The sequence below is a fragment of the Ferrovibrio sp. genome, from assembly GCF_029255545.1.
Lineage (GTDB): Bacteria > Pseudomonadota > Alphaproteobacteria > Ferrovibrionales > Ferrovibrionaceae > Ferrovibrio.
Map to the genome: position 1 here is coordinate 1 of NZ_JANLJJ010000109.1, position 14,472 is coordinate 14,472.

Sequence of the window (14,472 nt, forward strand, 5' to 3'; positions counted from 1 at the left end):
AGGAGCATCTGCGCAAGACTTTCGGCGCCTGGTACCCTAAGGCGCAGTTCTCGTTCATAACCGATGCCGGGCATTATCCCATGCATGAAACCCCGGTCTATCTGGCCAGTCTGATCGAGGCGTTCCTCAAGACCAACAAGTGACCGTTGTGGCGGGTCGCAATCGGGTCGCCACGGCGCTGGATTGCGGCCCGATCCCGGATAGCCATGGGAATGCCTGTCACGGCGCCTTGTAATCATTCAGGCGCCAATCGTATTTCAGGAAACGGATGGCAAAGTCGCCAGACCGGATTTTGCGGCCGGCGGCCTCGTTCTCCGCCAGCGCGCCGGCATAGGCCGACAGATAGGCATTCAGCGACGACCTGTCCTGGCCGGTGGCTTCAAAATCGCCTCTGTACCAGTCGAATATCCTGGAGACATGCAGCGTATTCGTTCCGGCATCATGGCGGTTGCGGGTCCGGTCGGACAGAAACCTGCGCATGGCGTCTTCCAGCTGGGCATCAAGGCGATCCGGCCGATAGGCCTCCGGGCGCAGCATGGGGCAGCCGATGGACGCACAGACAACCGCCACATGGATGCGCGGTTCATTGAAGATGCCTGGCTGCCGGATGATTCCATGCTCAAGGTCGTCAAGGCTGATGGTTCGCCCCAGCAACGGAATGAACGCCTGTTTCCAGGGGGACCCGAACAATCCGCCGATATCCTTTATCGAACCAAGCTCTGGGTATCGCGTAAGGACAAGCTCGATGGTGAAGGCGTTATAGGCATTGATCAGGAAGGCCAGTTGCGTGCTCCTGTCCCAGCTCCCGTAGTCCGCCGCACTGACGGATGACAAGTCATCGAGCACCCGGGCCAGTTGCGCCCGTTCGGCCTTCAGGCTGCCATACTTCACGGCGGACCGGGTGCCATCATCCGATACGACGACACTGCGCTTCAGAAGCGTATCCCACCGGCCATAACCATGATCGAAGGCGGCCGCCCCGTGCATGGGGGCCACCGCTGAGATGAGAAAGAAGACCAGCACGCCCACGCGGCTGGCCTTCGATTGCAGCATGCCAACGATTTCGGTCAATGGCGGCATTGCGAATGCATCCTAAAGCCGCACGACTTCGCCGCGCGCCGGGTAATTGTTCTTCAGGACGAAATCGAGCGCGCCCAGGATGTCCTGGAGATGCGGGCGGGCGAACGGCATGGTCTGCACGCTGGCGAAATAGAGGCTCCGGTCCGGCCGCACCAGGAATATGCCGGGCTCGGAAAACCGGCCTGGCTCCTCGATGCCCAGGGACGTCTTTCCCCGGCTGGTCGACACGAACAGCCCCCAGCTTCGGGCGGTGGCCAGATCGAGGCCGTAACCAAGCCGGAGGCCGGGCAGCCCCCAATCCCTCTTCGTTTGTTCCGCGCGTTCCCGCGTGTCGGACGAGATCGCGACCACGCTGGTGCCGCGACCGGCAAAATCGCCAAGCCGCGCCTCAAGGTCACGCAACTGGGTGCGGCAGATCGGGCAGTGCAGGCCACGATAGAAGACAACCATGGAAAAATTGTCGGGTTGCTCGGCGGAAATGTCGAAACGGCCACCACCGACGAGGTCAACCGCCAGGGGCGGAACGGGCTGGCGCGGAAGAAGCGGAACAAGATCGGTCATGGCATGGTCCTCGTTGATGATGGCCGGAGGCCGGCAAGCCGTCGTGTCGCCGCCGGATGCGGCGCGAAGGCAGTCCTTGCTATTTTAGATCATTTGATCTAAAAATAAACAAGCCGCTTAGACCGGTCGCGAAATTCGTGTTCTTGAGCCGCAGGAGGCCCCTTGGCCGGACGTCCACGTACATTTGATTCCGAGACCGCGCTCGAGGCGGCGATCGACTGCTTCTGGCTGAACGGCTATCACGCGACCACCACCCGGGATCTGGCCGCCGGCATGGGGATGACGGGCGCCAGCATGTACAATGCCTTTGGCGACAAACGCGCCCTGTTCCTCGCGGCCCTGGCGCGATATCTCGACCGCTCCACGCGCCGCAAGATCGCGGCGCTTGATCAGGCGGCGGATCCGGTGGCGGCGCTCAGGGCTTTCTTCGACGGGGCCATCGCTGCCTCGCTGGCCGACCGCCGCGGCTGCCTGCTGATCAATTCCGCCGTCGAGCTGGCCCGGACCGACCCTGATCTGGACACGGAAATCCGGAATGGATTGCAGGAAATCCGCGACGGATTTCAGCGATCGATTCTCAAGGCCCGGCGGATGGGGCGCGTTGCCGGCAGCAGGGACACCGCTGGCCTCGCCAACATCCTGCTGGCAGCCATCATCTCGATCCGCGTGCTGTCGCGGACCAGCCAGGACAAGAAGATGCTGCACGATATCGCAGATGCCGCGCTCGCCGATCTGCGCGGCACGCACTGATCTTCGGGTGGTGAGACCCTGCTAGCGGGATTTCAGCAGCGGCGGCAATTCGGCAAGCGAGCGGATCTGCGCGTCTGGCGCCTCCGGAATCCGCTCCGGCGGCTGGCCATAGCGGTTGCACCAGAGCACCCGGAAACCAAAGGCCTTCGCCGAATAGGCATCCCAGCCATTGGACGAGAGAAAACAAATCTCGCTGCCATGTACGCCGAGCCTGTCGACGGCCAGCTGGTAAACCGAGGGGTGCGGCTTGTAGACTCCAACCTCCTCCACCGAGAGGATGGCATCCATGACTTCGGCGATGGCGGCATTCTCGACCGCGGCCTGCAGCATCGCTGGCGTTCCGTTCGAGAGGATCGCCAGCTTGAAGCCGGAGGCTTTCAGCGCGCGGAGGGTGTCGGCCACTTCCGGGAAGGCGTTGAGGCGCAGATAAAGCTGCATCAGGTCATGACGCAGGCCGGCATCGTCAAAGCCGTGAGTTTGCAGGGCGAAATCCAGCGCATCGCCGGTGACCTGCCAGAAATCGGCATGACGGCCAGCCAGGCCGCGCAGCCAGGTATACTGGAGCTGCTTGGTCCGCCAGGTATCCGCTAGGGCCGGCCATGTCTCGCCCAGCCGGTCCTGCATGGCCCGGGCCGCGCTGTTCACGTCGAACAGCGTTCCGTAGGCGTCAAAAACACAGGCGCGAATACCAGTGAGCTGAGTCATGATCCATCCCCCCTTGCGCTTTTATGCACCATACCGGGGATATGGCGCGGCACGAAAGCGATGGGTAGCAGGGCGGCGAAAATTTACCGGCCCCGTTTCACCGTCTTGTGACCAGAACACAATGTACTAAACCGGGCGAACACAACATGCTTGAGACATTCAGCGGAGGACATAATGGTCAAGGCAACGTGGAATGATGCGGTTATCGCGGAATCCGATGAGACGATCGTCGTCGAGGGGAACCATTATTTTCCCGCCGCCGCGGTCAGGCCGGAATACCTGAAGCCAAGCGACACCACCACCGTCTGCTCCTGGAAGGGGACCGCGCGGTATTATACCCTGTCGGTGAACGGCCAGGAAAACCGGGATGCCGCCTGGTATTATCCCGACCCCAAGGATGCGGCGAAGAACATCAAGGACCGGATCGCCTTCTGGCGTGGCGTCAGGGTCGGCTGATTCGAATCCCGCGGCCGGATAGACATCTTCCGGCCCATGATCGGACATGAAAAAATGGGGCGACACCTTCAGGCGCTGTCCGACTTCCTGTTCGGATTCTCGAATGCGGGCAAAACACCCGACCGTGTTGCCGTTGCCATCCGCAAGCAGCAGGCCGCCAGCGAACGGCTGATCACGATCTGTCAGCTCCTGATCATCCTGACATTCATCACCCTGTATTTCCTTGCGCCCAAGCCGGCGGATCAGGGCATGTTCGATTCCATCACCATCAAGGTGATCGGCGCCTACCTGGTCTTCAGCCTGCTTCGCCTTTATCTCTGCGAAAAAGGCTTCATTCCCGGCTGGTTCCTCGCGCTGTCGGTCATTGCCGATGTGGCCCTGCTGATGCTGCTGATATGGGGCTTCCACATCGAATACCAGCAGCCGCCGGGCTTCTACCTGAAGGCGCCGACGCTGCTTTATGCTTTCATTTTCATCGCGCTGCGGGCGCTGCGGTTCGATACTTTTTATCTGCTGCTGACCGGCGTGGGCGCCGCCGTCGGATGGGCTTTTCTGGTTTATTACGCCGTCGCATCCGACGATACGGGGAACGCCATAACCCGGTCCTATGTCGAATACATCACTTCCAACAAGATTCTTCGCGGCGCGGAATTCGACAAGATCATATCGATCCTGGTCACCACCGGCATTATCGCCATCGCCATAACCAGAGCGAAGCGCCTGCTGATATTTGCCGCCAGGGAGAGCACGGCCGCCGCCGAGCTGAAGCGGTTTTTCGCCCCTGAGGTCGCCGCCACGATTTCGGAATCCGAAACCTCGCTCCGGCCCGGGCAGGGCGTGATCAGGGATGCCGCGATCCTGAATGTCGATATTCGCGGATTCACCGCGATGGCGACGGCAAAGACGCCCGATGAGGTCATGCGGCTTCTGTCGGAATACCAGGACAGGATTGTGCGGACGATCAATGCCCGTGGCGGCCGGATCGACAAGTTCCTCGGCGATGGCATCCTGGCATCGTTCGGCGTCAACACCCCCGATCATGAATACGCGCGCAATGCGCTTCTGGCGATCCATGACATCAGGGCCGTCATGGATGCCTGGAATGCCGAGCGCCGGTCCGCGGGCAAGATGCCGGTCTCTCTCGGGGTATCGGTGACGGTCGGGCCCGTGATTTTCGGCGTCGTCGGATCAGAGAACCGCCTCGAATACACCATCATCGGGGATGCGGTGAATCTCTGCGCGAAGCTGGAAAAGCACTGCAAGACCGAAGCCTGCTTCGGCCTGGCCACCAGGCAGGCCCTGGATGCCGCGATTGCGCAGGGCTACAAGCCCCCTTCCAGCATCGAAATACGCGCCGGCAGATTTGTGGATGGGGCCGCGGCGCCGGTCGACCTGGCGATCATCGAGCCCTGATCTGCCGGTCCGCTCTGGCAATCCGGCTGGGGCCTCAGGCTGCGCTTCCCATCGAGGGGGCCTTCTTGGGTGGGAACAGGTAACTGCCCAGGCAGGAGGTCGCCAGGGACAGGGCAACCACCGAGCCGAACTGCCAGACCAGGATCATCCGTCCGGCATCCTCAAGGTGAACCAGCCGCAGCCCGATATAGGCGACGGATGCCGATGCGGCCGTGGCCAGGAACATGCTCAGGCAGGGAGACAGGACGACGCCACGCCGCATGACGTAGAGCAGCAGCAGGCAGGGCAGCGAAGCGACCAGCGCAATGACCGGCAGGCAGACCAGATCCACCCGCAGCGGCGACTGATCGGGCAGCGCGCCATAAATCAGCGAGCCCAGCCACAGCAGGGTTGGCACCACGGGAATGCCTCTTTGCCAGTTCGGCCGCCCGGGCATCACCGATACGACGGCCGCCCAGGCCGCGCCGAGGCCGGTCGCCAGAGCCGCGCCGAGATCGATCAGATACCGGGGATTGCCCAGGCGTTCGGCCAGATCGGGCCGCGTCCCCATGCCGGCGGCGAACAGCGTTACGCCGGCAACCGCAACGACCGCCCAGAATCCAACCACCTTCACCGGAGCGGGAAACCGCCGCACAGGCTGCGCCTCTGCCACAAGCCGCTTGATCAGATCTCCGGTATCCGCCATTCCTGCCCTATCCTGTCTCCTCGGCGCCGCCCTTACCCGGCCGGCACCGCCCTGGGCGCCATCCGCGCGGCAAGCGCCGCTCCAACGAGATAACCTGCGGTACAGAATATCAGTCCCCAGACATTCACGCCAAGATCAAGGGCGTATTTTCCCGAGCCCAGCATCAGTGCCTTCGGAAAAACCTCGACCTTCGCGAAAGTCTCAATGGTCCGGAGGATGCCGATGCCCAGCCCCGGCCAGAAGGCCAGGTGAAAGCTCAGGCGGCCAGCCGGCCTGATCCAGGACAGCAGGAAAATCGGCGCCAGCCCCATGACCATGGTGCCGCTGATGGTCGTTGCCGCGATCACGGCCGGGCCGACCTTGTCTCCCAGATAAATGGTCAGAAGCGGCAGATTGCCCAGAATGGCGATGGCCAGGATGGCGTTACGACCCGTCTGCAGCTGGCTGTACGATCCTTCATCCGTCTCGTTCCGCCAGTCTTTCGCCGCCAGCTTTGCCACGCTGGTGAAGGTGGAATCGATCGTCGACCCGCCGGACAGCAGCATGATGCCATTGAAGACCAGCATCATCACCAGGCCAAAGGCAGCGGGCACGGCCACCGATGGGCTGCCGGTCAGTCCTTCCGCCCTGGCATAGAGCCCCACGAAGCTGAAGAGGAAGATGAAGCCGCCACTGATGATCCCCGCCAGGACGAAGGATTTCAGCATGTCGCGCGGCTTGTTCAGGAAACCCCGGTCGGTCATCACGGGGTCGTGGAACGGGTAGGACAGGACCTGAACCAGGGCCAGCAGACAGAATGTAAGGCCGGCCTGGTGAATCGCGGGCGGCGTGGACGGAATACCCTTCATGGACAGGTTGGGGAGCAGGACTGCCAGCACGACGCCGAGCAGCACAAGCGCCAGGATGGTCTGGAGCCGGTCGGTGAGCAGGCTGGCGCGCATGCCGCCCGACCAGGCATAGGATACCGTGAACGCGGTGATGGCGAAGGCCGCCAGCCAGTAGGAGCCGCTGCCCTCCGCCCCGAAATACAGGGCCATTACCTTGGTGTTCGACCAAACCTCGTTGAACAGGCGGAAGGCGATGGTCAGCAGGAAGATGCGGGCGCAAAGAGCGCCGTATTTGTCGACCAGGAAATGTGTCAGCGAGATGTAGCCGCCCCGCGTGCGCAGCCAGTAGATGGCCAGTCCGGCGACGCCAAAGCTGAGGTAATAAATCGTATAGCCGATACTGCCGGCCAAACCGAAGGCATAGGCGAGGTCGGCGGCATTGGCGATCGACTTCGCAAACACCCAGGTAATCGCGGCCGACAGGGCGACAAGGATGATGCCCGGCGCGTGGCCCGAATCCGATGCCCCGTTGAAGAACTGCGGGGACGATACTTTCTTGGGGGTTATGAACCAGGTGACCACGGCATAAGCCAGAAGGACCAACCACGGTGCAAGCGTTTCCAGGGACATCTCAGAGCTCCGTCAGGAGACAGCGGTTTTCCGCTGCCGATTCCTAATTCGGAGAAACGCCCGATTTGTTTCACCGCAATCTCATAATATCACGTGACCTTCGCTCCGGCGCTTCAGGAACGACCGGACCTTGGCGTGGTTTCCGCAGCTTTTCATCGAGCACCAGCGCCGTTTTCCGGTCCTCGATGTATCGTAGAAATACATCGGGCAGTTGGGGTTGCCGCATTTCCGGATCGGCGCGTCCCGTCCTTCGGCGATCAGTTCGGCAGCAGATACTGCAACGGGCGCAAGAACGGCGAGAAGGCTGCGCGGATGCGCCACCTGCTTCAGGCCCCAGCCTTTCCCCTCCCGCCACAGGGTCACCGCGGTGGTATTGGCGGCCAGTATGCCATTGATGCTGCGGATCAGGTTGGTTTGCCCGCCAGGAGGCTCGGCACCGGCGTCGAGCCAGGCGCGCAAGGCAACCCTCAATCTCAATGCGCGATCGAGCAGTTCGCTCCTGGCGGTCCGGTCCGAGCCGGCCAGCTTGCCGGCCTGGCCTGGCAACGCCCCAGCGGCCTTCAGGAAATCGAGGATGTCTTCCACTGTCCGGATGGCATCGACATTCTGGCGGCGGGCATGGACGGTGTTGGCAAAGTCGAGCGCGAGCCGGTTTCCGATCAGGGCAAACCGGCCTGCGGCTTCCACGGCAGGCGCGGATTCCGCCCGGCTCAAGCCATGCCCTCGGCCAGATCGGTCCGCAACGTTTTCATGGCCCTGTGTGCAGCAACCTTCAATGCTGCGGGGGTCATGCCGCTTTCGGTCGCCGCCTCGGCAAGGGTCAGGCCACGCACCTTCAGCAGCCTGACGGCAACGGATTGTGACTTTGTCAGGCCTGGAAGCCATTTCTCGAGCACGGTCGCCACGGTCATTTCATCCTCGACCTGCGACTGGCAGGCGTCGCCCCCGCGAAGCAGGGTATAATCCGCCCCAGACAGGCGGCGCTGGCGATACTCCCGGCGCAGATGGTCGCTCATGCGCCGCCGGGCAATGGTGAACAACCAGGGGAAAAACGGGCGATCCGGTTCGTAGGTGTGGCGGGCCGCATGCAGCGACATCAGGATGTCCTGAACGATATCCTCAACATCACCAGCCGCAAACTTCGGGCTCACGAGACCCCGCAGAACGGGCGTCACGTCCACCAGCAGGGTGGCATAGGCCTGCTGGTCGCCGCCAATCGCCGCCGACAGCAGCACGCCAAAGCGATCCCCGTCTGGATGGGCCATCCGGATTAACCTGTTAGGATGCGTTATACCGGTTAATTAGCGGCGCGGGCCCGGGATGGGCAAGGCAATACCGCGCCTCCTCACGGGCTGTTGATCCGGCTGCCGCCGAATCTCACCCATGTTCCAGTATGCGGCAGCCGGACGAAGTGGCTTGTTCCGGAACGGACCCGGAGATTTTTCGGGTCGCGCTGTAACCATCCGGCCGGTCGGACGAATATTGGTAAGACACCCGTATTGGAGGCGCCCCATGTATATCGAACCCCTGCGTGAGCCTGGCAGCGGTCTGCCCGAGCCGGAGCGCCGCCCCGGGGTCATCCACATGGATGGGCCTGTGCTGGTGTTCGGCGGCTGCTACAGCAATCTTGAGGCCACCCAGGCCTTGCTCGCCGAAGCCATGCGGCTCGGCATTCCGCCCGCGCGCATGATCTGCACCGGCGACGTGGTCGCCTACTGCGCCGATGCCCTGGAAACCGTTCGCCTGATCAGGGATTCAGGCGTTCATGTGATCATGGGCAATTGCGAGGAATCGCTTGGCAACAGCGCCGAGGATTGCGGCTGCGGCTTCGAGGAGGGTTCCGCATGCGACCGCCTCTCCGCGGCCTGGTATGCGCATTCCGATGCGCAGCTTGACCGGAGCTCCCGCGCCTGGATGCGCAACCTGCCACGCCGCATCGATGTCGAGATCGGCGGCAAGCGGTTCGCCGTCATCCATGGCGCGGTGGATCAGATCAACCGCTTCCTGTTTCCGTCGCAGCCGGATGCCGAATTCCTGGAGCAGTTGACATTGTCAGGCTGCGATGGGGTCATCGGCGGGCATTGCGGGATTCCATTCACCCGCGTCGTGAATGGCCTGATCTGGCACAATTCCGGCGCCATCGGCATGCCCGCCAATGACGGTACGGCGCGCACCTGGTTTTCGCTGATCACAGCCACCGCAAATGGCCTCGACATCCAGCATCGCGAGCTGCGCTACGATCCGGCACCGGCGATGGAGAAAATGCTGGCGGCCAACCTGCCGGCCAGCTATGTCGAGGCCCTGGCTACCGGGCTATGGCCGAGCTGCGATGTCCTTCCCCCCACCGAGCTGGCCCGCCGGGCCGCGCCGATCGAACCGCAATCCCTGGCATTCGATGATTCCATCCAGGCCTGCCTGATCGACCTGGCCGCCGCGCAGAAGGACCGCAAATTCACCGATCCCGTCACCACCGTATCGGGGGCGCTGCGGGCGCATGTCGCGTTGTCCCAGCTGAAGACCCTGTGGTTCAATACCGGCACGCTGTGCAACATTGCCTGCGAGAACTGCTATATCGAATCCTCGCCGCGCAACGACCGGCTGGCGTATCTCTCGGCGGCGGACGTGCGAGGCTTCCTGGCAGAGGCAAAAATCCTGCATCCGGAACTGGAAGAGATCGGCTTCACCGGCGGCGAGCCATTCATGAATCCCGATATGATCGCCATGCTCGAGGATGCGCTGCAATCCGGCTATCGGGTCCTGGTCCTGACCAATGCCATGAAGCCGATGCAGCACCGGCAACTGGCCCTGGCCGAACTGAACCGCCGTTTCCCGGGCCGGATCTCGATCCGCGTATCGGTCGATCACTATACCCGCGAGAAACACGAGAAAATCAGGGGCCCCAATAGCTGGGTCCCGACCATGAACGGCCTGATGTGGCTGACCGCCAATGGATTCGACGTCGCCATCGCCGGTCGCATGATCTGGGACGAAAGCGAGGCCGCGCTGCGCAAGGGCTTCGCCGGACTCATGACGTTAATGGAGATCGCCATTCCGGTCGAGAACCCCTCAAAGCTGGTTCTCTTCCCCGAAATGGACGAAGGCGCCGAGGTCCCGGAGATCACCGAGCAATGCTGGTCGATCCTGAGCAAGAATCCGAACGATATCATGTGCGCCACCTCGCGCATGATCGTGCGGCACAAGGATGCCGCCGCCCCCAGCGTCGTGGCCTGCACGCTGCTGCCTTACGACCGGCGGTTCGAACTCGGCAGATCCCTTGGCACCGCCACCAGATCGGTCAGCCTGAATCACCGTCATTGCGCAAAATTCTGCGTGCTGGGTGGCGCCTCCTGCAGCATCTCGCAGGCCTGATCCGACATGGCATCCGAATTCATCAACGCGGATATCTGCATCATCGGCGCGGGTTCGGCAGGCCTTTCGGTCGCTGCCGGCGCAGCCCAGATGGGGGCTCGTACGGTACTGATCGAGGCGAACCGGATGGGTGGCGATTGCCTGAATACAGGCTGCGTCCCATCCAAGGCCCTTCTGGCTGCCGCCCATGCCGCCCATGCGGTCCGCACCGCCGGCGCTTTCGGAGTCCGTGTGACCGGCGCGACGGTCGATTACACGGCTGTGCATGCCCATGTCCATGACGTCATCGCCCAGATCGCGCCGCATGACTCCGAGGAGCGCTTTACCAAGCTCGGCTGCACGGTGATCCGGGCCCATGGCGTCTTCAGCGATGAGCGGACCGTAACCGCCGGCGACAAAACCGTGCGGGCCCGGCGATACGTGGTCGCAACGGGCAGTCGGGCGGCCCTTCCTCCCATCCCGGGCCTGGAAACCGTGCCATACCTGACGAATGAAACGCTGTTCGACCTGCGTGAGCTTCCCAAACATCTGATCGTCATCGGCGCCGGCCCCATCGGCTGTGAAATGGCGCAGGCCTTCCATCGGCTGGGCGCGCAGGTCACCATCCTGGACCGTGCGGTCATGCTGCCGAAGGACGATCCGGAAGCCGTCGCGATCCTGGCCGGGCAGTTGCGGGCCAGCGGAATCACGATCCGGGAGACTGTGGGCATCCGCCGCGTCGAGCCGGAAACCGGCGGCATTGCCATCGTTCTGGACGACGACAGCCGGATAACCGGCACGCATCTGCTGATCGCCGCCGGCCGCCGCCCGAATACCGAAAACCTCAATCTCGACAAGGCCGGCATCGCCCATTCCGCCGCCGGCATCACCGTGGACGACAGGCTGCGGACGTCAAACAAAACAGTGTTCGCGGCCGGCGACGTGGCCGGCGGCCCGCAATTCACTCACTGGGCCGGGTATCATGCGGGCATCATCCTGCGGAACGCCTTGTTCCGCCTGCCAGCCAGGGTCGACGACAGGGCGCTGCCATGGGTGACCTATGCCGACCCCGAACTCGCGCAGGTCGGGCTGACCGAGGATATGGCGCGCAAGCAGTTTGGTGATTCGATCCGGATCGTGCGCGCCGATTTTGCCGGCAATGACCGCGCCCGCGCCGAGCGTCGGACGGACGGGTTCGCCAAGGCCATCCTCGACCGGAAGGGCCGCATCCTCGGCGCGACCATGATCGGCCCGAATGCAGGCGAGCTTATCCAGCATTGGGGCCTGGCCATATCAGGCAAACTGGGCATCGGCGCCATGGCCGGAATGATCGCGCCCTACCCCACGCTTGGCGAAATCAGCAAGCGCGCGGCCGGCTCATATTACGCGCCGATGCTGTTCGGCAAACGCAGCCGCTGGCTAGTCCGCCTGCTTGGACTGCTGGGATGATGCAGGCCATGACGCGGTTTCTTCCCCTGCTGGTCCTGATCGCCCTGACGGTCGCCGCAATCTTCCTTGATCTCCACCATTACTTGACTCTGGAATCGCTCAAGGAGCATCGCCAGCTGCTCATGGATTTTGTCGACCGGCATATTCTGGTCGCCACCCTGTCCTTTTTCCTGCTGTACACGCTGGTCGTCGCGCTGTCGCTGCCGGGCGCCACGATCATGACGGTGGCCTCCGGCATGTTGTTCGGCACTCTTATCGGCGGCCTGATCGCCGTGCTGGCGGCCACGGCCGGCGCGATGATCGTTTTCCTGGCGGCGAAATTCGTGATCGGCGATTTCCTGCTCAGGAAGGCCGGTCCCTTCATTCAGCGCATGGATGCCGGCTTCCGGAAGAATGCGTTCAGCTACCTGCTCTTCCTGCGCGTTGTGCCGGTATTTCCGTTCTGGGTCGTGAATCTCGTTCCGGCCTTCTCGGGCGTTCCGCTGCGGCTGTTCGCGGCCGCCACCGCCATCGGCATCATCCCCGGAACGCTGGTTTTCGCCGCCTTTGGCGCGGGGATTGGCGCGCTGTTCGATGCCGGACAGGATGTCAGCCTCGGCGATGTCCTCAGCCCTACCCTGCTCGGCGCCTTTGCCGGACTTGGCATACTGGCCCTGATCCCGGTTGTGGTGCGGAAACTGCGCGGCGAATGATCCTGTCGGTCGTCATACCCACCCTGAATTCATCGGCGCTGCTGGGCCGCACGATCGAGTCCATGCGCGGCGCTGACGAGATCGTCGTCGTCGATGGCGGCTCGGTCGACAATACACCGGATCTCGCCCGGTCGCTGGGAGCGGCTGTCGTCAGCTCACCCCGCGGACGGGGCATTCAGCTTGCCCGGGGCGCGGCGGCGGCGCGCGGCGACTGGCTGTTGTTCCTGCACGCCGATACGGAGCTGGCGCCGGCATGGCGCCACACGGTCGCTGACTTTACCAATCGTCTGGGCGACGGACTCACCGCCGGATATTTCCGCTTCACCCTGCGCTCGACCCAGCCGCAGGCCCGTCTGCTGGAGCATGCCGTGGCGTGGCGGTCGCGTGCGCTGGGCCTGCCCTATGGCGATCAGGGCCTGCTCATGTCCCGCCACCTCTATGAGGACGTGGGAGGATACCGCGCGCTGCCGCTGATGGAGGATGTCGACATGATCCGGCGCCTCGGGAAATCCCGCCTTGCGGAAATCCCTGTGGAAGCGGTGACCGACGCCGTCCGCTGGGAGAGACAGGGCTGGCTGCGGCGCTCGGCCCGCAACCTGCTCTGCCTCTCGCTGTATTATGCCGGCCTGCCGCCACAGCTGATCCAGCGGATCTACGGCTGACCGATGCGCCCGCAAAATCACCTTGTGATCTTCGCGCGGGTCCCCCGGATGGGAACCGGAAAGCGCCGGCTGGCGGCCGATATCGGCGCCGCCGAGGCACTCAGGTTCCAGCGCCAGTGCCTGGCCGCGACCCTGCGCAAGCTTGCTCCTGATCGGCGCTGGAAAACCTGGCTGGCCCTGGCGCCTCATGCCCGGAGCCATTGGGGCAGCGAGGCCTTCACGCTGCCACAGCCGCGGGGCGATCTCGGGCGGCGCATGGGCAGGGTCGCCCAGGCGATGCCGCCGGGCCCCGTCGTGATCATTGGCAGCGACATTCCCGGCATCGCGCGCCGGCATATCGCCCGGGCCTTCAGGGACCTCGGCGGCAACGATGCCGTTTTCGGCCCGGCCAGCGACGGCGGCTACTGGCTGGTCGGCCTGCGGCGGCGGCCCCGCTTTGTTGATCCTTTCGCAAACGTGCGCTGGTCCACGCCGCATGCCCTGGCCGACACGACTGCCAATCTCGGCGGGTATCGTTTTGCCCTGCTCGACATGCTGGATGACATTGATACCGGAGCCGACCTGCGGCAACTCACGCAACGGAGCGCAACGCGATGATGGTGCCGGCGAAACCGATGTCCCACTATCCCTGGTTCATCCGCCTGTTCTTCCGGAAGCAGAAGAAGACTTACGGCAGGGTCCTCGAGCCCGGCCTGCTCTGGGGCCGCAGCCCCTGGGTCTTTGCCACGGTGGCGCTGCTGTATGGCGCGCTGAACCGGGCAGGCTCGCCGTTGTCTCCTGCTTTGCGCTCCCTGGTCACCGTCCGCGTTTCGCAGATCAATCATTGCGCCTTCTGCGTCGACATCAATTCGGCCACGTTACTGAAGCGCGGCGTGGCGGAAGAAAAGGTGCTGGCCCTGCCGGACTGGCGGACCAGCGACCTTTATTCCGACGATGAGAGGCTGGCCCTGGACTATGCCGAGGCCATGACCATCACCGAGCCTGGTGTGAGCGAGAATCTGCGCGCCAGGGTGAAAGCCCGCTGGGATGACGACACCATCGTGGAACTGACCGGCCTGATCGCATTCCAGAACCTGTCCTCGAAATTCAATGCGGCGTTGGATGTGCCACCCCAGGGCTTCTGCATGATCAGGAAACAATGATCAGGGACTGAAAGAGCCTGTATGGCGCCAGGCATCCGCGACTGGTATCAGCAGAAATTCCGACGACGATCC

16 protein-coding genes are annotated in these 14,472 nt (G+C 63.3%); 9 read left to right on the forward strand and 7 right to left on the reverse strand.

The window, feature by feature from the left end:
• Positions 1 to 219: 219 nt before the first annotated feature.
• Together Q1J79_RS20050 and Q1J79_RS20055 are read right to left on the reverse strand one after the other, a co-directional pair.
• The gene (locus Q1J79_RS20050) at positions 220 to 1,080 is read right to left on the reverse strand and encodes a DUF547 domain-containing protein (protein WP_300304198.1); all 861 of its coding nucleotides are present in this window, start codon (positions 1,078 to 1,080) and stop codon (positions 220 to 222) included.
• 12 nt (positions 1,081 to 1,092) lie between these two features.
• Positions 1,093 to 1,641: a peroxiredoxin-like family protein gene (locus tag Q1J79_RS20055; RefSeq protein ID WP_300304201.1), complete on the reverse strand. Its 549-nt coding sequence runs from the start codon at positions 1,639 to 1,641 to the stop codon at positions 1,093 to 1,095.
• A gap of 162 nt (positions 1,642 to 1,803) precedes the next feature.
• Between Q1J79_RS20055 and Q1J79_RS20060 the strand changes: the two genes are divergently transcribed.
• The gene (locus Q1J79_RS20060) at positions 1,804 to 2,391 is read left to right on the forward strand and encodes a TetR/AcrR family transcriptional regulator (RefSeq protein WP_300304204.1); all 588 of its coding nucleotides are present in this window, start codon (positions 1,804 to 1,806) and stop codon (positions 2,389 to 2,391) included.
• Between the two features lie 21 nt (positions 2,392 to 2,412).
• Here Q1J79_RS20060 and Q1J79_RS20065 read toward each other — a convergent pair whose 3' ends face one another.
• Complete coding sequence (locus tag Q1J79_RS20065) at positions 2,413 to 3,096, reverse strand: haloacid dehalogenase type II (RefSeq protein WP_300304207.1); 684 nt, start codon at positions 3,094 to 3,096, stop codon at positions 2,413 to 2,415.
• Positions 3,097 to 3,270: 174 nt separating this feature from the next.
• On the opposite strand from Q1J79_RS20065, the gene Q1J79_RS20070 reads away from it, so the two are divergent.
• Together Q1J79_RS20070 and Q1J79_RS20075 are read left to right on the forward strand one after the other, a co-directional pair.
• A complete protein-coding gene (locus Q1J79_RS20070; protein WP_300304210.1) occupies positions 3,271 to 3,552 on the forward strand; it encodes a DUF427 domain-containing protein in 282 nt (93 codons plus the stop codon).
• 54 nt (positions 3,553 to 3,606) lie between these two features.
• Positions 3,607 to 4,965, forward strand: coding sequence for an adenylate/guanylate cyclase domain-containing protein (locus Q1J79_RS20075; RefSeq protein WP_300304212.1), 1,359 nt, complete (start codon positions 3,607 to 3,609; stop codon positions 4,963 to 4,965).
• Between the two features lie 34 nt (positions 4,966 to 4,999).
• Here Q1J79_RS20075 and Q1J79_RS20080 read toward each other — a convergent pair whose 3' ends face one another.
• The 4 genes from Q1J79_RS20080 to Q1J79_RS20095 all read right to left on the reverse strand — a co-directional run bounded on the left by Q1J79_RS20080 (position 5,000) and on the right by Q1J79_RS20095 (position 8,342).
• Positions 5,000 to 5,650, reverse strand: a complete 651-nt coding sequence (locus Q1J79_RS20080; protein ID WP_300304214.1) for an NrsF family protein — start codon at positions 5,648 to 5,650, stop codon at positions 5,000 to 5,002.
• 32 nt (positions 5,651 to 5,682) lie between these two features.
• Positions 5,683 to 7,107, reverse strand: coding sequence for a hypothetical protein (locus Q1J79_RS20085; protein WP_300304217.1), 1,425 nt, complete (start codon positions 7,105 to 7,107; stop codon positions 5,683 to 5,685).
• An 81-nt stretch (positions 7,108 to 7,188) separates the two neighbouring features.
• Positions 7,189 to 7,821, reverse strand: a complete 633-nt coding sequence (locus tag Q1J79_RS20090) for a CGNR zinc finger domain-containing protein (protein WP_300304220.1) — start codon at positions 7,819 to 7,821, stop codon at positions 7,189 to 7,191.
• Entirely contained in the window at positions 7,818 to 8,342 is a 525-nt protein-coding gene (locus tag Q1J79_RS20095) for a sigma-70 family RNA polymerase sigma factor (RefSeq protein ID WP_300304223.1), read from the reverse strand. The genes Q1J79_RS20090 and Q1J79_RS20095 overlap by 4 nt, the downstream gene beginning before the upstream one ends.
• 277 nt (positions 8,343 to 8,619) lie before the next feature.
• Here Q1J79_RS20095 and Q1J79_RS20100 point away from each other — a divergent pair, with 277 nt between their 5' ends.
• The 6 genes from Q1J79_RS20100 to Q1J79_RS20125 are packed head-to-tail and all read left to right on the forward strand — an operon-like array spanning position 8,620 to position 14,400.
• The gene (locus Q1J79_RS20100; RefSeq protein ID WP_300304226.1) at positions 8,620 to 10,476 is read left to right on the forward strand and encodes a radical SAM protein; all 1,857 of its coding nucleotides are present in this window, start codon (positions 8,620 to 8,622) and stop codon (positions 10,474 to 10,476) included.
• A 6-nt stretch (positions 10,477 to 10,482) separates the two neighbouring features.
• Positions 10,483 to 11,904: an FAD-dependent oxidoreductase gene (locus Q1J79_RS20105; protein WP_300304229.1), complete on the forward strand. Its 1,422-nt coding sequence runs from the start codon at positions 10,483 to 10,485 to the stop codon at positions 11,902 to 11,904.
• 8 nt (positions 11,905 to 11,912) lie between these two features.
• Entirely contained in the window at positions 11,913 to 12,596 is a 684-nt protein-coding gene (locus tag Q1J79_RS20110) for a VTT domain-containing protein (protein ID WP_300304232.1), read from the forward strand.
• Positions 12,593 to 13,258 (forward strand): TIGR04283 family arsenosugar biosynthesis glycosyltransferase, encoded by a 666-nt coding sequence (locus Q1J79_RS20115; protein ID WP_300304235.1) that lies wholly within the window; start codon positions 12,593 to 12,595, stop codon positions 13,256 to 13,258. The genes Q1J79_RS20110 and Q1J79_RS20115 overlap by 4 nt, the downstream gene beginning before the upstream one ends.
• A 3-nt stretch (positions 13,259 to 13,261) precedes the next feature.
• The gene (locus Q1J79_RS20120) at positions 13,262 to 13,855 is read left to right on the forward strand and encodes a TIGR04282 family arsenosugar biosynthesis glycosyltransferase (protein ID WP_300304238.1); all 594 of its coding nucleotides are present in this window, start codon (positions 13,262 to 13,264) and stop codon (positions 13,853 to 13,855) included.
• A gap of 17 nt (positions 13,856 to 13,872) precedes the next feature.
• Positions 13,873 to 14,400 (forward strand): carboxymuconolactone decarboxylase family protein, encoded by a 528-nt coding sequence (locus Q1J79_RS20125; RefSeq protein WP_300304241.1) that lies wholly within the window; start codon positions 13,873 to 13,875, stop codon positions 14,398 to 14,400.
• Positions 14,401 to 14,472: the final 72 nt, after the last annotated feature.